General features: G+C 43.9%; 14 protein-coding genes, 1 tRNA gene and 1 pseudogene. 8 read left to right on the top strand and 8 right to left on the bottom strand.

From position 1 onward, the window contains the following. The first annotated feature begins 19 nt into the window (after positions 1 to 19). Both M2132_RS00670 and M2132_RS00665 read left to right on the top strand, forming a co-directional pair. Positions 20 to 619: a Crp/Fnr family transcriptional regulator gene (locus tag M2132_RS00670; RefSeq protein ID WP_280670269.1), complete on the top strand. Its 600-nt coding sequence runs from the start codon at positions 20 to 22 to the stop codon at positions 617 to 619. Positions 620 to 715: 96 nt separating this feature from the next. Next, positions 716 to 1,042 carry a multidrug efflux SMR transporter gene (locus M2132_RS00665; RefSeq protein ID WP_280670267.1) on the top strand — a complete coding sequence of 109 codons (327 nt, stop codon included), beginning with the start codon at positions 716 to 718 and terminating at the stop codon, positions 1,040 to 1,042. Positions 1,043 to 1,147: 105 nt separating this feature from the next. Here the strand turns inward: M2132_RS00665 and rplS are convergent, their stop codons facing one another. Continuing rightward, a complete protein-coding gene (rplS, locus tag M2132_RS00660) occupies positions 1,148 to 1,504 on the bottom strand; it encodes a 50S ribosomal protein L19 (RefSeq protein WP_280670265.1) in 357 nt (118 codons plus the stop codon). Positions 1,505 to 1,716: 212 nt separating this feature from the next. Here rplS and ruvB point away from each other — a divergent pair, with 212 nt between their 5' ends. Then, the gene (gene ruvB / locus M2132_RS00655) at positions 1,717 to 2,739 is read left to right on the top strand and encodes a Holliday junction branch migration DNA helicase RuvB (protein ID WP_280670376.1); all 1,023 of its coding nucleotides are present in this window, start codon (positions 1,717 to 1,719) and stop codon (positions 2,737 to 2,739) included. A 42-nt stretch (positions 2,740 to 2,781) separates the two neighbouring features. Here ruvB and M2132_RS00650 read toward each other — a convergent pair whose 3' ends face one another. The 7 genes and pseudogenes from M2132_RS00650 to M2132_RS00620 form a co-directional block, all read right to left on the bottom strand. Then, positions 2,782 to 3,867 carry a CapA family protein gene (locus M2132_RS00650; protein WP_280670263.1) on the bottom strand — a complete coding sequence of 362 codons (1,086 nt, stop codon included), beginning with the start codon at positions 3,865 to 3,867 and terminating at the stop codon, positions 2,782 to 2,784. A gap of 20 nt (positions 3,868 to 3,887) precedes the next feature. Beyond that, positions 3,888 to 5,348, bottom strand: a complete 1,461-nt coding sequence (locus M2132_RS00645; RefSeq protein WP_280670261.1) for a TrkH family potassium uptake protein — start codon at positions 5,346 to 5,348, stop codon at positions 3,888 to 3,890. Between the two features lie 58 nt (positions 5,349 to 5,406). After that, positions 5,407 to 6,744, bottom strand: a complete 1,338-nt coding sequence (trkA, locus tag M2132_RS00640; protein ID WP_280670259.1) for a Trk system potassium transporter TrkA — start codon at positions 6,742 to 6,744, stop codon at positions 5,407 to 5,409. A gap of 1 nt (position 6,745) precedes the next feature. Then, positions 6,746 to 8,653 (bottom strand): 1-deoxy-D-xylulose-5-phosphate synthase, encoded by a 1,908-nt coding sequence (gene dxs, locus M2132_RS00635; protein WP_280670257.1) that lies wholly within the window; start codon positions 8,651 to 8,653, stop codon positions 6,746 to 6,748. A gap of 141 nt (positions 8,654 to 8,794) precedes the next feature. After that, entirely contained in the window at positions 8,795 to 9,928 is a 1,134-nt protein-coding gene (locus tag M2132_RS00630; RefSeq protein ID WP_280670255.1) for a hypothetical protein, read from the bottom strand. Between the two features lie 141 nt (positions 9,929 to 10,069). After that, positions 10,070 to 10,927 (bottom strand): annotated as a pseudogene (gene lipA / locus M2132_RS00625) (lipoyl synthase); the annotation flags it as partial. Positions 10,928 to 10,937: 10 nt separating this feature from the next. After that, a complete protein-coding gene (locus M2132_RS00620; protein WP_280670253.1) occupies positions 10,938 to 13,097 on the bottom strand; it encodes a S9 family peptidase in 2,160 nt (719 codons plus the stop codon). Positions 13,098 to 13,431: 334 nt separating this feature from the next. Here M2132_RS00620 and ppdK point away from each other — a divergent pair, with 334 nt between their 5' ends. The 5 genes from ppdK (at position 13,432) to M2132_RS00595 (ending at position 19,163) form a co-directional block, all read left to right on the top strand. Further along, positions 13,432 to 16,152: a pyruvate, phosphate dikinase gene (ppdK, locus tag M2132_RS00615; protein WP_280670251.1), complete on the top strand. Its 2,721-nt coding sequence runs from the start codon at positions 13,432 to 13,434 to the stop codon at positions 16,150 to 16,152. A gap of 185 nt (positions 16,153 to 16,337) precedes the next feature. Beyond that, the gene (locus tag M2132_RS00610) at positions 16,338 to 16,823 is read left to right on the top strand and encodes a hypothetical protein (RefSeq protein ID WP_280698172.1); all 486 of its coding nucleotides are present in this window, start codon (positions 16,338 to 16,340) and stop codon (positions 16,821 to 16,823) included. Between the two features lie 100 nt (positions 16,824 to 16,923). Continuing rightward, positions 16,924 to 16,996, top strand: a tRNA-Gly gene (locus M2132_RS00605). Positions 16,997 to 17,202: 206 nt separating this feature from the next. After that, positions 17,203 to 18,558 (top strand): MATE family efflux transporter, encoded by a 1,356-nt coding sequence (locus tag M2132_RS00600; protein ID WP_280670247.1) that lies wholly within the window; start codon positions 17,203 to 17,205, stop codon positions 18,556 to 18,558. A 2-nt stretch (positions 18,559 to 18,560) separates the two neighbouring features. Then, positions 18,561 to 19,163, top strand: a complete 603-nt coding sequence (locus tag M2132_RS00595; protein ID WP_280670245.1) for a TIGR00730 family Rossman fold protein — start codon at positions 18,561 to 18,563, stop codon at positions 19,161 to 19,163. Positions 19,164 to 19,168: the final 5 nt, after the last annotated feature.

Here is a 19,168-nt window from a genome sequence, read left to right as displayed (position 1 = left end):
TGGGGAAGTCTGAAACTCGTTGAATAAACCATCTGCAACATACCACCACAAAGCAATTGATGTCCGGAATATATTTACATCAATCACGCCTCTTTCGGAAAAGGGGTTGCGGAAACTGGTTGACCGCGTCTCTCCGGTAGAACACCACAAAGGATATATGCTTTTCGAGGCAGAAAAAAAAGACCGTGACCTTTACTTCATATCACAGGGCGTTGCCCGTGCCTATTGCATGGAAGACGTCAATGAGGTTACCGTGCAAATCGCTACCGAAGGCGAATTGCTCGTATCTTTGAAGAGCTATATAGAAAATAAGCCAGGGTATGAGAATATTGAACTATTAGAACCCTGCCAACTGTTCCGCCTTCCTTACAGGGAATTGCAGAGTTTGTATAATCAGGAGATAGAAATAGCTAACTGGGGGCGCAAAATGGTTGAAAAAGAGCTTATCCGCACCGAAGAACGTTTTATTTCCCGTCAGTTTAAGCCTGCAGCACAACGTTATGCCGACCTTATGGCCAAAAACCCATATCTTACCCAGAGAGTACAATTGGGGCACATAGCTTCGTATCTGGGTGTGAGTCAGGTTACCCTCAGTCGTATCAGGGCGGAGGTAAGATAAAAAAACCTTCCGCTACGCTTTTTTATCATTTGTAAAATAGTTTTCGGGATAATCTGCCGAATTTTGTATCCGTTTATTTAAAATTTCTGATACGAAATGAACTGGATTATACTCATCATAGGTGGTTTTTTTGAAGTAGGTTTTACCTTCTGCCTGAATAAAGCAAAAATAAGCAACGGTACAGAGGTGTACCTGTGGTATGTTGGATTTGGCATTAGCCTGATTACGAGTATGCTCTTGCTGATAAAGGCAACGCAAACCCTGCCATTAGGAACAGCCTACGCCGTTTGGACGGGAATCGGAGCCGTTGGCACGGCTCTGCTTGGTATATTGGTTTTTAAAGAACCCGCAGGTTTTTGGCGTATATTCTTTATACTTACGCTTATATCTTCGATAGTAGGCTTGAAGTTTGTTTCGCACTGATATCCTCCCCCTTAATTTTTGGCATCGTTACCATTTTATATAAGGCACAAAAAAAAATAGAAGAACAAAAATTCTTCTATTTTTTTATCTCTTAAAGAAAGTGTATTAAGAGCGAACAACTCTTCTTTCTTTGATTCTTGCTTTTTTACCTGTAAGGGCACGTAGATAGTACAATTTAGCTCTGCGCACTTTACCGTATTTGTTTACAACAATGCTGTCGATAAATGGAGATTCGAGAGGGAAAATTCTTTCAACACCAATGTTATCAGACATTTTACGAACTGTGAAGCGTTTTTTGTCGCCATGTCCTACAATTTTGATAACAACACCACGATACTGCTGTACACGCTCTTTGTTACCTTCTTTGATGCGGTAAGATACTGTAACGGTATCTCCACTTCTGAATTTAGGATGTTCTTTTCCTGTGGCAAATGCTTGCTCTGCAACTTTTATTAAATCCATGATTTATATAGCTTTAAAAATATCATTACGCAATATTCACGGGCTCGTCCCGTCAGAGATTACGCAAAGCGGCTGCAAATATAAGCACAAAATTTAAACTGGGCAATACCTAAACAGGTAAAAAGCACAGCTATAGTCGGTAAGGTTGTTTAACTTTGGCGTCGCTTTCGGGTTTGATACAAAATATGTACTTTTGCTTCAACTTTCAGGCTATGGATAATAATTTCGACATACGCGACCAACAGCTAAACAGCGCGGAACGTGAATTTGAGAACGCGCTCCGTCCTCTTTCGTTCGGTAGTTTCAGCGGTCAGGACAAGGTTGTGGAAAATCTGCGGATTTTTGTTACTGCCGCAAAGATGCGTGGCGAGTCGCTCGACCATACCCTTCTGCATGGACCTCCCGGGCTGGGGAAAACAACCCTCTCGAACATCATTGCCAACGAATTGGGTGTAGGCTTTAAAATCACATCGGGGCCTGTGCTCGACAAACCTGGCGATTTGGCAGGCTTGCTCACTTCGCTCGAAGCAAACGATGTGCTTTTCATCGACGAGATACACCGCCTGTCGCCTGTTGTGGAAGAATATCTGTACAGCGCAATGGAAGACTACCGGATAGATATAATGATAGATAAAGGACCAAGCGCACGTTCCGTTCAGATAGAACTGAGTCCCTTTACGCTGGTGGGAGCAACCACCCGAAGCGGATTGCTTACAAGCCCCTTACGGGCACGTTTTGGAATCAATATGCACTTGGAGTATTATGATATTAAGACCCTTACAGGTATTGTTAAGCGTTCGGCCAATATTCTGGGTGTGGAGTGCCAACAGGAGGCTGCCGTCGAAATATCGTCCCGCAGCCGTGGTACACCCCGTGTAGCTAACGCCCTGTTGCGTCGTGTAAGGGATTTTGCCCAAGTGAAAGGGACAGGTGTGATAGACAAAGAAATTGCATCGTACGCCCTTGAGGCATTAAATATTGACAAATACGGCCTTGATGAAATAGACAATAAGATACTGCTCACCATTATCGACAAGTTTAAGGGTGGCCCTGTTGGTATCTCTACCATAGCAACAGCCTTGGGCGAAGATTCGGGTACGATAGAAGAAGTGTACGAACCGTTCCTCATTAAAGAAGGCTTTATGAAACGTACCCCCCGTGGGCGTGAGGTTACCGACCTTGCTTACAAACATCTGGGTAAGATACGTCAAGCCGAGCAAGGTTTCCTGTTTTAGATATAAGAGGAAGTGGAATATTTTTTTCTTTAAATACCCTGGTTACCAAAGGCTTTCTACGGCTTTTTGGGCGGTAGTTGCAAACTGTTTCATCCGGGCGAAGGCATCGGCTCCCAATTTTTCTTTTCCGGCTTCATTGTCGTATTCTTCAACAGGGATAAGCTGAAAATCGGGCTTGCCCCCAACAATCGGTTTATGCACATATACCAACGAGTATAAACAAGTGTCTATACTTACCCCGTTATTCTGGTCTTTGCTGATAGCGATATCTACCATCATACCGCCATATGTGTTAGCGGCCTTCATTCCCGAAACAAAATTACCGAGCGAATAAACTACAATACCTGTAATTGAATCGCCTTCCCTGCGGATATCTATCGGCTGAACAACGTGTGGATGGCTACCTATAACCAAACGAACACCGTTATTAATCAGGAAATTGGCAAGCCGCTCCTGTGCCTTGCTTTGCTTCAGGTGGTATTCTTCGCCCCAATGCATATTGGCTACAATAATATCGGGGTTCATCAGCTTGCAACGTTCAATGTCGTCCTGTATCTGTTTTTTGTCTATATAGTTTACTACATTTGGCTGCTGGGCTTTGATCCCGTTAGTGTCGTACGTATAATTAAGCATGGCTATACGGATTCCGTTCTTTATTATCATCGCAGGATACAGCAGCTCCTTTTCTTCATTGTTGGTATAAGTGCCAAGGTGTTTTACTTGCAGCCTTTTCAGAGTGGAGATAGTTCTTTCCAACCCTTTTTTACCTTTATCCAGACAGTGGTTGTTGGCCGTCAGGAAAACATCGAAGCCCGCATCTTTAAGAGCCACGGCAAAAGTATCGGGCGTGCCAAAACAAGGATATCCCGTGTAATTTCTTCCCGGTAGGGTAACTTCCAGATTAACAACAGAGATATCAGCCGATTCTATCTTTTTTTGTATATGTCTGAAGTAGGATGAATAATCGTACCCACCTCCCCCACGGATTTTCGCAGCATCCAACTGACTTTGGTGTTGCATGGCATCGCCGGCAAACAAGAGGTTCACTGTCTTTTTTTCCTGCGGAAATACACTGACGCAAAACAAAAGAACCGAGAAAAAGAATACAAACCTGTTTACTATTTTCATAAGGCAAAAAATATTATGTGTTACCGCTTCCAGAAAGCAGGCATAAACAAAGACAGCACGGTAAACAGCTCCAAGCGGCCTGTCATCATCAAAAAGCAAAGATACCATTTAGAAAACGTAGGAACATCGGCAAAGTGCCCGCTTGGCCCAACACTGCCCAAACCGGGGCCAACGTTACCCATACAGGATATGGCCGAACCCACCGATTCTTCGAACCCCATTCCGGTGAAAGAAAGCACAAGGAAACTTACCACAAGAATGGCAAGGTAGAGGAATATAAAAGCCAATATTTTTGTTACAATCTCGATAGGTATCACATTGCCGTTGAGCCTTACGGGCAGAATTGCATTGGGGTGTACTTGCCGTTTAAATTCATTCACGGCATTTTTACAAAGGATTATTATACGCACAATCTTCACCCCTCCCGATGTAGAACCCGCACAGGCACAAAACAGCATCAACAGACAGATAGAAAGCGTATAAAATGCTCCCCAGTTCATATAGTCGACCGTAGCAAAGCCTGTGGTGGTAATAACCGAGGTGACCTGAAACAGAGACGTGCGCAATGCATATTCAACATCCTTTATCTGCCCCGACATAATAAGGCACGAACTTATCAATGCGATAAAAATAAGGCAAATAACACCATACCAGCGAAACTCTTCGTCCTTCAGCAACCTTTGCGGTTTTCCCTTAAAGAGGAAAAATATCAGGGCGAAGTTCGTTCCCCCGATAAACATGAAAACACTTATCACATATTCGAGGTAAGGCGAGTTCCAATAAGCTATACTGGCCTGTTTGGTCGAATACCCTCCCGTAGACAGTGTAGCCAGTGAATGGCAGATAGAATCGAAAAGATTCATCGGCCCCAAAAACAGCAAAATGCACAGAATAACAGTTATGGCAATGTATGTTCCCCAGATACGTTTAGCTATCTGCGCAACCCGCGGGCGGAAACGCTCGTGTACGATACCCGTGGTTTCGGCATCGTAAAGCACCGAAGCATTCCCCCCAATCATAGGCAGAAAGGCCAGTGCAAAAACTATTATTCCGATACCGCCTATCCACTGCGTGAGGCTTCGCCAGAATAGTAAACCTTTGGGAACGGAATCTATGTCGAGAATGATGGTCGAGCCTGTTGTTGTGAAGCCCGACATAGTTTCGAAAAAAGCATCCGATACATTGGGAATCACTCCGCTGAAATAGTAAGGCAACATACCAAAGGCCGACATAACCACCCAGCAGAGCGCCACCACCAGAAAACTCTCGCGCTTGCCAATGGGTTTTTCGTAATGCTCCGTACCGATAATACGCAGAAAAACACCGCTAATAATGGTTATCACACCCGACAGAAGCAACCAGTCGCTACATTGTTCCTGAAAGTAAAAAGAGACAACGGTCGACACCATCATGAACATCGATTCGATGATAAGCAGAAACCCAAGGGTCTTGAAAATAAATTTTAAATTAAATTTATTCATCTTTTTTCCGTTTGCGTGTGTGTCTTTCTTTCGGTTATATCAGGTTCACTAATTATACTCAATTAAAGAAGTTTTCGATGTCGCGCAGCGAATCTTCCAAGCAGAAAACCACAACATGGTCGTACGGTTCAACTTGAGTATCACCGTCAATCATCATTGGGTCGCCATTGCGGATAAGCCCTCCCAGAGTAACATTCTTAGGGAAAACCATCCGTTTAATTTCTTTTTTCGTTATTCTTGAGTTTGGATGGGCTATAATTTCCGCTACATCGGCATTGGCAAAGGCCAGCGATTTGACGGTCGATATATCGGCGTTCAGCAAGAAGCGGTATATGTTGTTCACGGTTATCAGTTTCTTGTTGATGATGGTTCCTATGCCCAAGCTTTCGGCCATCGACACATAGTCCATGTTTTCCACCTCGGCCACCGTTTTGCGTACCCCAAAGCGTTTTGCGGCAAGGCATGCCAAGATATTGGCCTCGGAGTTTCCGGTAACGGCAATGAATGCGTCGGTGTCGCGTATTCCTTCTTGCAGGAGGAAATCGGTATTGCGCCCGTCGTCGTTGAAGACAGTCACGTTTTTAGGTACTCTTTCCAGCAGCAAATGGCACTTGTCGCGGTCGGACTCCAAAAGTTTGATGTTTGTCTTTTCCGACAGGTATTGCGATGTACGCACAGCGATACGGCTACCTCCCATTATCATTACATCCTTCACGTCAAAATCTTCTTTGCCGGTCAGGTCGGGCAGTTCGCTCACAAACTCGTTGGTGGTAGAAAAGAAAACAAGGTCGTTGTCTAATATCTGATGGTTACCGTTGGGTATGATAGTAGTACTTTCGCGCTTGATGGCAACGATATGGAATTTTTTGCGGTCTGAGCCCAATTCGTACAGATGTTTCCCTACCAGTTCCGAATTGGAACGGACTTTCACCCCCACCAAGATAATGGCTCCGCCACAGAGTTCTATCCAGAACCGTGCCCAAGGTCTTTTTATGGCCGACACAATCTCCTTGGCGGCCAGCATTTCGGGATACACCATCGCATTGATGCCCAGCGACTCGAAAAAATCTTTATTTTTAGGCAAGAGGTATTCGTAGTTGTCGATACGGGCAAATGTTTTTTTTGCCCCAAGCCTTGCAGCCAACATGCAGGAGGTGATATTGAGCGACTCTTCGGGTGTGACCCCGATAAAGAAATCGGCTTCTTTTATACCCACCTCGTTCAGGTCTTTCAGCGAAGTAGGAGATCCCACCATTGTTATCATTTCGAGGTTGTTCCTTGAAAAATTCAGATTCTCCTTGTCGGGGTCCATAAGGATAACATCTTGGTTTTCTTGCGAAAGAAGTTTTGCCAAGTGTGTACCAACCGCCCCTGCTCCGGCAATAACTATCCTCATATCATCTTCTATTTAAGACGGTTAACAATGAGCTGCTGATACCATCGGAATCTAAGCCACAAATACGGTTAAGATCGGCCATTGAGCCATGCTCTATAAACTTGTCCGGAATACCGATTCTTGTAACTTCAACACTGTCGTATTGTTTATCCGAAAAATACTCAAGCACGGCCGACCCCAATCCTCCGTTTATAGTTCCGTATTCTATCGTAACAACTTTCTTATAGTTCTTGGCTACTTCGTCCAAAAGCTCAGTATCTATCGGTTTCAGAAAAATCATGTCGTAATGGGCTATGCTATACCCTTGTGCTTCGGCTTCGGTAATGGCAGCCCTGACTGTATTGCCGATAGGGCCAATAGAAAGAACGGCCATATCTTTGCCTTCTTTCAGTTTGCGCCCTTTTCCAATCTTCAATATCTTCATATCGCACTCCCAGTTCACAAGCTCGCCCTGTCCTCTGGGATACCGTATCACGAACGGAGAACTGGCTCCGTAAGTAGCCGTATGCATCAGATGGCGTAGATAATGCTCATTGTATGGCGATGCGATAATGAGGTTAGGTATGCAGCGCATATAAGCTAGGTCGAAGGCTCCGTGATGCGTGGCTCCGTCTTCGCCCACCAGACCGGCACGGTCAAGGCAGAACACTACATGCAGCCCTTGCAGGGCAACATCGTGTATAACATTATCGTAGGCCCGCTGCATAAACGACGAATATATATTGCAAAACGGAATCAAGCCTTCCTTAGCCAGCCCGGCCGAGAAAGTGACCGAATGACCTTCGGCAATACCTACATCGAATGCCCGTCCGGGAAGTTGCTTCATCAGAAAATCCATAGAACAACCCGTAGGCATGGCAGGGGTAATACCCACTATGCGTTCGTCTTTCTTTGCCATCTCCACAAGAGTATGGCCAAATACGTCCTGATAGCGTTGTGGCTGATCTTTCTGCTCCGAAACGATGCGTTCGCCTGTCAGTTTATTGAACTTGCCCGGTGCATGCCATTCGGTGGCCGACTCTTCGGCAGGTTTGTAGCCCTTTCCTTTTTTGGTGTGGATATGCAGAATTTTAGGCCCTTTCAGGTCTTTTATATTGCTTATAATTCTTATCAGACTGGGAAGGTCGTGCCCGTCTACGGGGCCAAAGTAGCGGATATTGAAGCCCTCGAATATATTATGCTGTTTGGTGATAAGCGACTTCAGGCTATTATTGAACCGCAGAATAAAATTCTTCCCTTTTTCCGTGATGAGATTTCTCGACTTAAACTTCTGGTAAACGTCGTACCGCACGCGGTTGTAGGTCTGCGAGGTTGTCATCTTCACCAAATAATCGCGGAAGCCGCCCACATTGTCCGATATGGCCATATCGTTATCGTTGAGAATGATAAGCATATCGTTTGGTTGCGAACTGGCATTGTTAAGCCCCTCGAAGGCAAGTCCGCCGGTCATAGCTCCATCGCCTATAATGGCTACAACATTACGATTTTCGTGCTTCAGTTCGGATGCTACGGCCATTCCCAACGCCGCCGAAATAGAGTTGGAGGCATGCCCCGCTATGAAGGCATCATATTCGCTCTCTTGAGGGTTAGGGAATCCGGAAATACCACCAAACTTACGGTTTGTAGAGAATTTTTCGCGCCGGCCTGTAAGTATCTTATGGCTATACGCCTGATGGCCTACATCCCACACAATGCGGTCGTAAGGTGTGTTGTAGATATAATGAAGAGCAACGGTCAGCTCTACAGTACCCAAACTCGATGCGAAATGCCCCGGATTGGAACTTAGCTGATCTATGATGAATGTCCTTAATTCTGAGCAAACAACTTCAAGTTGTTCTGTTGAAAGTTGCTTAATATCAGACGGATAGTTTATTTTATTCAGTAAAGAATATTCGCTTTGTTCAGACATACGTTTCCTTAATCTTTAATTCAGATTCAAATCTGAATATGACGAAACAAAAATATAAAACATACACAACTAATCCTATCTTATGGCTTTGAATTTTGAACCGGGGCGATTCAAAACAAGAAGTTTAACAATAAGCAAGTGTTAACTATTTTTTGTGGCGTTCTTTACTTTTTCGGCAATAAAGATGGTGTTTTTGAGGTATTCGTATTCTAATTGGAAACATTCGCCAAATATATCATCTTGCAACATATTCTCGTCCACCTGCTTCAACGACCAGAATTTCCCTCCTCCAATATTTAGTTCGCGCAACAGGCTTTCGTCTTTAACCCGTAGCAAGTATAGGAAAATAAGCCGGTTTGTTTCTTCGTTCTTGAACGAATATTTAAGCAGGAACTTGAAAGTCGATTCATCGCTCTTTTCCAAAATATGTGCAATGCTATCGCGGGCTGAAATATTCACATCGTGGCTGAACAACAGGTTATTCTCGAAAGGATGGTCTAATGCCCCAATGTCGATAATATTTTTTTCTTGCCGGGGTTTCAAATATATCCTCTCGTTGCAAACCACAGCTATGCGGATATAAGGGTGCATAAAACGGTTTTTCAGTTTCAAAGACTCCATTTTTGCAATTTTGCCCGAAACCTCACCTTTTTCGTTCACGATGGGTAACCACTCTTCCTTACGCAACTTCCGCGAAACATTCCATATTTTTATATGTCCGTACAAGAACAGGCCTGCACACAAACTCAACGGTATCCATATATAGCTTACGCCATCCAGTATTGTATAGTTGGTTGTCTTGTGGCGCAAATACACATATATGAGCATATAAAACAAGTGAACCGAAAGCAGGTATTGTATAAGAGCGGCAGTTTCAAAAAAATCGTTCAGATAAACCTTTTGCGTGTAGTGTTTGTGCCAAAAGAAACTTTGTTTTATTTGGGGTTGAAACAGGCGCACCACCATAACAATGCAAACAAAATAGATTTCGCCCAGAACAAGAAAAAAGCCTTTAGAGAATATTACATCACCAAAAATAATGTGTGTAATCAGGGTAAGAAGCAAAGCCGAAAAAGAGGTGCCCAAGGCCATAGTCGATATTTTCGATTTGCCATAAATACGGCAACACAGTTCGAAAAACATGGCAGAAAGCATACCTATGATCGATGATCGTTCTATCTCAAGCGTTATCAGAAAGCTTATAACAAAAACGACAAAAGGCAGTACACCTATAGTTGGATTCCGGAAGTATTTTTTTGCTCCTTTACTTGTCATTATAAATATAAAAATTTAGGGCTGAACCGAACAATGCAATGACGTTACTGCTATATCCGGTTTAGTGCAATTTTGTTTGCTAAACAAAGATAAAATATCTATTGTTTAGGTTAGAACAAATAAAAAAGCTTTTTGTTTAGCTTAAATTGAATTATCTGCATGATATGACGAACGGACAAGCGGTCCGCTTTCGACATGAACAAAACCTTTATCCAAAGCGATGGCTTTCAGTTGAGTAAAAGCCTCCGGGGTAACATATTCTGAAACAGGCAAATGCTTGCGTGTAGGCTGTAAATATTGCCCCATTGTGAGGCGCTTGCAACCAACGGAAAGGAGGTCGTCCATCAGTTCCAGAATTTCGTCTTTGGTTTCGCCCAAGCCTAACATGATGCCCGATTTGGATGAACAGCCTTGCTCTTCAATCCGCTGCAAAACGTGCAAACTGACATCGTATTTGGCAGCACTCCGCACCTTGGGTGTAAGGCTTTTCACGGTTTCCATATTGTGGGCTATGATATCGGGCTTGGCTGCACAAACAAGGTCAATGAGGCTGTCTATGCCCTGAAAGTCGGGTATAAGCACCTCGATAGTTGTTGTAGGGTTTTCTTTTCTTATCGCGTCGATAGTATCGACCCAATGCTGAGCGCCCAAGTCGGGCAAGTCGTCACGGTCTACCGATGTGACTACCGCATGGCGCAACTTCATCAATTTAATTGATTGCGCAAGATTGGCCGGTTCGTCCTGATTCAGTGGTAAGGGTTTTCCGGTCAGTGTATTACAGAATTTACACGAACGGGTACAAATATCACCGGCAATCATAAACGTTGCCGTGCCCCGCTCCCAACATTCGCCCATATTAGGGCAACGACCACTTTTGCAAATAGTGTGCAGGCAGTGCGATTCTACTATCTTTTTTGTCTGGGTGAAACGGTCGTTTCCTCCCAGTCTTATCTTTAACCAATCGGGTTTTTTTACGTGCTGTGTCATTTTACTGAAATCTGAAGATTCTTTACTTGTTTTGCAAGTTTTGTTTCAAAAAGTCAATTACTTTCTGGTACAAATAAGTACGGTTTGTTACACCTCGCATAGAGTGATCTCTGTCGGGCAGAATGAACATATCTATTTGCTTTTCGGCCTTAATCAAGGCATCGGTATATTCCATAGAGTTTTGCAGATGCACATTGTCATCGGCCGACCCATGAATAAGCAACAGTTTTCCGTTAAGTTTATCGACCAATTTTATAGGCGAGCCATTATCGTAACCCCTTGCATTTTCCTGCGGAGTACGCATGAAACGCTCGGCATATACCGAATCGTAAAAACGCCAGTCGGTTACCGGGGCAATAGCTACACCGGCTTTAAACACATTGTCGCGGCTCATGCTCATCAGTACATTGTATCCGCCATAACTCCATCCCCAGATAGCGATATTATTGCCATCTATATAAGGTTGTGAGGCAAAATAGCGGGCGGCGGCAATCTGGTCGTCCGACTCTTTTATTCCCAGATTCATATACGTACATTTACGGAAGTTTGTGCCTCGTGCTCCTGTGCCCCGTCCGTCAACGGCGGCTACAACAAAACCTTGTGTGGCAAGGTATTCTACCCAATCTACTGTGTATTTGTCCAGAACTTCCTGCGAATTAGGGCCACTATACTGAACCATCACAAGGGGATACTTTTTAGACGAATCGAAATTAACGGGACGAATAATCCATGCGTTGAGGGTTTCTCCCCCAACAGGAATAGTCACAAATTCCCTTTTAGGCAAACCGGCCGACGCTAAAGCCGATTTAAGGGCCGCGTTGTCTTCCAAAACCCGAATCTCTTTTCCCGCAGCATCGTTTACTGTGATGCGGGTAGGGGTAGCAGCATCCGACCAACGGTTTATATAATACTTACCGTTACTGCTGAACGAAGCTCTGTTATATCCTGTTTTTGACGATAATTTTGTGGTTGTTCCTTTTACCAAATCGACCTTATATACAGCCCTACGCAATGGACTTTCTTCGGCCGACTCATAGAATGCGGTTTTAGAAACAGGGTCTATCGCCAAGAGTGCTGTAACATCAAAGTCGCCACTGGTCAGGGCGCGTTTCAGGTTTCCTGTCTGTTCATACAAATACAGGTGGCTGTATCCGCTCTTTTCGCCTATATATGTGAATTGTTTGTCGAAAAACCGGATGGAACTTAAAAAATCGGAGTTGATATATTGATCGCTCACATCGTGAAGAACAAGCCTGCAAACCGATGAACGGGCATTGGCGTAAAACATGCTGAAATCGTTTTGCTCACGGTTCAGGGTCATGATAGCCAACTGATCGCCTTCGGGCAAAAATGCGATACGGGGAATGTATTCTATTTTACCTTTTGGCAAATCCATCTGACGAATGGTTTTCGACTCTATATCAAATACATTGCAACTGACTTTAGAGTTAACCTCCCCCGCCTTTGGGTATTTAAAAGAAAGAGACGATGTGTAGAGCTGTCCGCCATAAACAGGGAACGAGTACTGGGGCACTGCCGTTTCGTCGAAACGAACAAAAGCCAAAAGCGAATTATCGGCCGAAAAGTCCATCAAACAGGTAGTTACAAATTCTTCTTCGTAAACCCAATCGGTAGCTCCATTGATAATTTTGCCAAACTCACCGTCTTTTGTTATTTGCGATTCGGTATCATAATCGAACTTAGCCAACCAGATATTATTATCGACCACAAAAGCCAGCATACGCCCGTCTTTCGAGAATACGGGAACCATCTGTTTATTTTTATTTTCGGTAAGAGGACGAATAAGATTCCGGCGAATGTCGTAGTAAAAATAATCGGCCTTAAACGAATGGCGGTAAATGCTTTCGGAGTTACGATACACCAAAAGGCGTTTTTCGTCGGGGCTCATAAGGAATCCTTCAAAACTGTCGAAATCGCATCCCCGGGCTTTCTTCACGTCAAAAACAGTATCAACAGCCAATCCGCTTTTGAATGCGTATTTAATGATTTTTGAATTTTGTTTGTCTACCTGAAAGTAAAACTCACCATCGGCCGACGACACAAACGGTTCAACATCCTTAGCCTGATATTTGCCTCCCGTTATGTCTTTCAGGCTAACGCTTTGGGCTGCAATACCCAACGACAATGAACACAACAAAAATAAAAATCCAAGTTTCTTCATACTCAATTCAAAAATATAAAATCTGTTTTCAGCAGGCAAAGATATTCAGAAAGTATGTAAAAACATGTTTTTCCGGCACACAAAAAGAATCAATTTTTTTATTGATCTGAATTAAATACGCTTAACAAACAAATATTTAAAAATTGACTGAAAAAAAATATTTGTTTTGAGAATAAATCATTTATCGCTATTTTTGTGTCGCTTTGCCAGAACCATTTGTGTGCAGAGGCGCAAGATTGTTTTCTGATGCGCTTTTCTGCCAATTTTGGCTTTGTGTGCATCAGGTATAGAATTTAGAAACATAAACAAAATAACAATTTAAGTTTTAATCGTTATGAACAAAAAAAGGGTTTATACGTTCGGTAATGGCGTTGCCGAAGGAAAAGCAGACATGAAAAATCTGCTTGGTGGTAAAGGAGCCAATCTGGCCGAAATGAATCTTATCGGGGTTCCTGTTCCTCCCGGTTTTACTATTACAACAGATGTTTGTACAGAGTATTACGAAGTGGGACAAGAAAAAGTAGTGGAATTGCTTACCAGCGAAGTAAATTCGGCTATCAAACTACTTGAAGGCCATATGAACTCAGGCTTTGGCGATGCTAAAAACCCGCTTTTGCTTTCCGTTCGTTCAGGTGCCCGCGCATCAATGCCCGGTATGATGGATACAATCCTTAACTTAGGGTTGAACGACGAAATTGCCGACGGTTTGGCAAAAAAGACAGGCAACGAACGCTTTGTATGGGACTCATACCGCCGTTTCGTTCAGATGTATGGCGATGTGGTTCTTGGAATGAAACCCGAAAACAAAGAAGACATAGACCCATTCGAGGAAATCATAGAACACGTTAAAGAAGAAAAAGGCGTTAAACTTGACAACGAACTTACAGTTGAAGACCTGAAATCGTTGGTAACCCGCTTCAAAAAAGCAGTTAAAGAACGTACAGGCAAAGACTTCCCAACCGATGTTTACGAACAACTTTGGGGTGCTGTTTGCGCCGTGTTCAACTCTTGGATGAACGACCGTGCTATCCTTTACCGCAAACTGGAAGGTATTCCTGCTGAATGGGGAACAGCCGTTAACGTACAGGCGATGGTGTTCGGTAATATGGGTAACACTTCGGCAACAGGTGTTTGCTTCAGCCGCGATGCCGGTAGTGGCGAAGACCTTTTCAATGGCGAGTACCTGATCAACGCGCAAGGCGAAGACGTGGTTGCCGGTATCCGTACACCTCAAGAAATCACATTGATAGGTTCGCAACGCTGGGCCAAACTGATGAATATCCCCGAAGATGTACGTAAGGCCGAATATCCATCGTTGGAAGAAGTAATGCCCGAAATATACAAAGAACTTGATGCCCTTCAACAAAAACTGGAAGACCATTATGGCGACATGCAGGATATGGAATTCACCGTTCAGGAAGGAAAACTTTGGTTCTTGCAAACACGTAACGGAAAAAGAACAGGTACGGCAATGGTAAAAATTGCCATGGATATGTTGAATCAAGGACGCATTGACGAAAAAACAGCCCTTGCACGCATCGAGCCTAACAAGCTGAACGAATTGCTTCACCCTGTTTTTGATAAAACAGCGGAAAAATCAGCCAAAGTTATTGCCAAAGGTTTGCCAGCATCGCCCGGAGCAGGAAGCGGACAGATAGTATTCTTTGCCGAAGACGCAGCACAATGGCATGCCGAAGGCAAGAAAACAGTATTGGTACGTATCGAAACATCACCCGAAGACTTAGCCGGTATGGCCGTAGTTGAAGCCATCCTTACCGCTCGCGGAGGTATGACATCGCACGCCGCCGTTGTGGCTCGTGGTATGGGTAAATGTTGTGTATCGGGTGCAGGCGAGATTGTTGTTGACTACAAAGCTAAAACCTTACGTATAGGTGACCTTCTTCTGAAAGAAGGCGATTATATATCGGTAAACGGATCGACAGGAAACGTTTATAACGGACAGATACCAACTCAGGCTGCTGAGCTTGAAGGCGAGTTCGATCAGTTGATGAAGTTGGCCGAAAAATACTCAAAAATGGGTGTACGCGCCAATGCCGATACTCCATTCGATGCCGAAAGAGCCCGTGCCTTCGGAGCAATAGGTATTGGTCTGTGCCGTACGGAACACATGTTCTTCGATGGCGAAAGAATAAAAGCGATGCGCGAAATGATTCTTTCGGACACTGTTGAAGGCCGTAAAGCTGCTTTGGCTAAAATGTTGCCTTACCAACAAGAAGACTTCAGAGGCATACTTCGCTCTATGCGCGATTTGCCTGTAACGGTTCGTCTGTTAGACCCACCTTTGCACGAGTTTGTACCTCACGATGAAAAAGGACAAAAAGAAATGGCCGAAGTAATGGGTCTTTCTCTTGAAGTTGTAAAACAACGCATCGAAGCCCTTGAAGAGCACAACCCTATGCTTGGTCACCGTGGTTGTCGTTTGGGTAATACATATCCTGAAATCACAGAAATGCAAACGCGTGCCGTGCTTTCGGCAGCTCTCGACCTTAAGAAAGAAGGTGTGAAAACTATGCCCGAAATCATGGTTCCGATGATAAACTCTGTAAGCGAGTTCAAACTTCAGAAAGAAATCATCCAGAACACAGCCAAAGAAGTATTTGCAGAGTATGGCGACAGCATAGAGTTCCAAGTAGGTACCATGGTCGAAACTCCACGCGCGGCCCTTACTGCCGATGCTGTGGCCAAAGAAGCTGAATTCTTCTCGTTCGGTACAAACGACTTAACGCAAATGTCGTTCGGGTTCTCGCGCGATGACTTCTTCTCTTTCCTACCTGTTTATCTTGAAAAGAAATTGTTAGAAGAAGATCCATTCCAAGTTCTTGACCAAGAAGGTGTAGGCCAGTTGATGGAAGGTGCTGTTAAAAAAGCACGCAGCGTGAAATCTAACTTCAAGTGTGGTATTTGTGGCGAGCACGGAGGCGAACCATCATCAGTTAAATTCTGCCACCGTATAGGGCTTAACTATGTGTCTTGTTCTCCAATGCGTGTGCCTATCGCCCGTGTTGCAGCTGCACAAGCCGCAATAGAAGGATAGTAACTCCGAATAAACATTATTATACAGACAACGAGGCTCTCATTTTTTTTTTGAGAGCCTCGTTTATTTTAAGTGCCAAAAGGTGGGGGCTACCGTATAGCCTTACATTGCATTACAGCATTTAGGTGTTATTATTTTTCGTATTTATTTGATATCTTTGTTTTGCATACCAAATTTAGACTCCAATGACGAAACATTTGAAATTTTTATTTATACTATTTCTGATACCATTAAGTTTTGCTTCGTGCGGGGACGAAGAACCTTTATATACCATTCCTGCCGCAGAAATCAATTTTAAAGTAGATATTCGCCTTAGGGATAAAGAACTGAGCGGAGCGTATGGATATAAGATATTCCCTAAAGTCTTGTTGGCTTCCGATAGGTTGAGCCCGTCGGGTATAATAGTCAGGAATACAGGGATGTTTTACGAGAACACAGATATCTGGATTTTAGAAGCTTTCGACAGGTGTTGCCCTTATGAAGACGATTGGAGTGTAACAGTATCGACGGCCGATGGTTTAACCGCTCGTTGCCCTAAATGCAAAACCGTTTATGACATCACTTACGGAGGACGTCCGAAGGAAGGAGTAGGAAAACAGCGTTTACAACCCTATAATGTATATGCGCAGCAGGGTAATACCGGTATTTATTTTGTTTCGAATCCTAAATAATAAGAGGCTAAAGTTTGTGGAAATGAAAAAAACGTTTTACTTTTGCGTTCGCTAACGCGGGATAATCCTTAACAGGGATTGTGCGATGTAATGATATTTTGCGAAAGTAGCTCAGTTGGTAGAGCACGACCTTGCCAAGGTCGGGGTCGCGGGTTCGAATCCCGTCTTTCGCTCTAGTTTTAAAGAAGATACTTTAGAGAAAGCAAAAGACAAAACCTTTCAAACAACAGTTTGGGAGGTTTTTTGTATCTCCTCCCCCCGAAAGTCATATTCAATATCTAATTTTGAAGTACCCCCCTGTGTGAGGTTTACCGCTTCTATCTTGAAAGCTGAATTTTATCTGTATCTTTGCAAACTATTTTTCTACAACTAAATTTCGATGGCAAAAGGAGTACTGGATCTGACGAATGGAAAAATACTTTCCAACCTCTTACGCGTGGCTTTTCCACTGATGGGAACAAGCTTCGTGCAGATGTCGTATACGCTTCTGTCTATGACATGGGTAGGCCGTTTGGGGTCGAGACACGAAGCTGCTATCGGGGCTATTGGCATGTTGCTTTGGCTTAGCTACACTTTTGCCGTGCTGGCAATGATAGGCGTAGAAGTAAGTGTGGGGCAAGCCATTGGGGCGAAAAGAATGGGCAGGGCTCGTAACTTTGCTTCGAATGCTTCTACTTTGGCAATCGGCATCGGGGTTTTGTGGACTCTTTTGCTTGCGGTATTTGCCCCTCAGATACTATCGTTTTTCAAACTGGAAGCCGATATTACAGCCGAAGCAGTGAATTATTTGCGTATTCTGGCAATCTGCCTGCCTTTTCAATTCTTGTCGGTGAATTGGGGCGGGGTTTATAATGGTGCAGGGCGAAGTATCGTTCCTTTCAAGATAAATACTTTGGGGTTGGTTCTGAATATGGTGCTCGACCCTATACTGATGTTTTATTTCGGTTTTGGTTTCTACGGAGCAGCAATAGGAACGGTCGTAGCACAGCTTTTTGTGTTTGGACTGTTCGTGTTCAATATTCGTTACAAGAACGATGTACTGGGGTATTTTTCGTTTATTGTGGCGCCAAAATGGGTGTATCTGAAAAGGCTATTGTTTTTGGGAGCACCTGTATCGGCAATGAATTCGTTGTATGCTTTCATAAATATGAGTTTGGCGCGGGCGGCTTCTACCTATGGTGGTCATATAGGGTTGATGTCGCAAACAACAGGTGGCCAGATTGAGGGTATAACGTGGAACACCTCGCAGGGATTTTCTACGGCGTTGAGTGCATTTATGGCACAAAACTATGCGGCCGGCAAGCCCGAACGCGGACGTAAGGCTTATATTTATGCTCTGCGCATTATGGTCAGTCTTGGTATATTTGTCAGCATTACATTTATATTCTTTGGTAAGCAGATTTTTGGTATAATTGTACCCGAAGAAGAAGCCATGATTGGCGGAGGCCGGTATCTGGCAATAATGGGTTTGGTGCAGATTTTTATGATGTTCGAGCTTACCACACAAGGGATGTTTAACGGGGTGGGACGAACCATAGAACCGGCTGTAATAAGCATAACGTTCAACATACTGCGTATCCCGATGGCTTACCTGTTTGCTTCGCCCCAAGGCTTGAATCTGGGTATAGAAGGCGTTTGGTGGGCAATAGCTGTATCGACGGTATGTAAAGGAACAATCTTACCGATTTGGTTTATGTTTGTTTACCGAAGAATAAAAATAAAATTGAATAAATAAGAATGGAGATAAAGAGGATAGCTGTTTTTTGCGGTTCCAGTTCGGGCGATATGCCTGTATATGAGGAAAAAGCTTACGAACTGGGGCGATTCTTGGCTCGGAATGGAATAGGACTTGTTTATGGCGGCGGAAAGGTAGGCCTGATGGGGGCTGTTGCCAATGGTGCTTTGAGTGTGGGCGGCGAAGTGATAGGGGTTATTCCCGAATTTATGATTCCTAAGGAGTTGGCTCACGAAGGGGTAACAGAACTGATCGTTACCCGCGATATGCACCAGCGTAAAGCTAAAATGCATGAGCTTTGCGATGGGGTTATTACTCTCCCCGGAGGCTTCGGAACTTTCGAAGAACTGTTCGAGGTACTGACTTGGGGGCAATTGGCATTGCACAGCAAGCCGATAGGTTTTCTGAATGTGGATGGTTATTACAATACGTTGCTGAAATTTTTGGACGAAACCATCGAAAAACGCTTCGTAAAACCCGAATCACGTTGCTCGTATGTGGTAAGTGAAAGCCAGAAGGAGCTGCTCTCCTTGATGGCAGGCTCTTTGTCCCTGCCTGAAAACGAAAAAAGCTTTATCACCACTGATTCGCCCAAAAGTTTATAAACAAA

The sequence above is a fragment of the Dysgonomonas sp. PH5-45 genome (assembly GCF_029893235.1).
Lineage (GTDB): Bacteria > Bacteroidota > Bacteroidia > Bacteroidales > Dysgonomonadaceae > UBA1309.
This window is presented reverse-complemented; position numbering and strand designations above follow the sequence as displayed.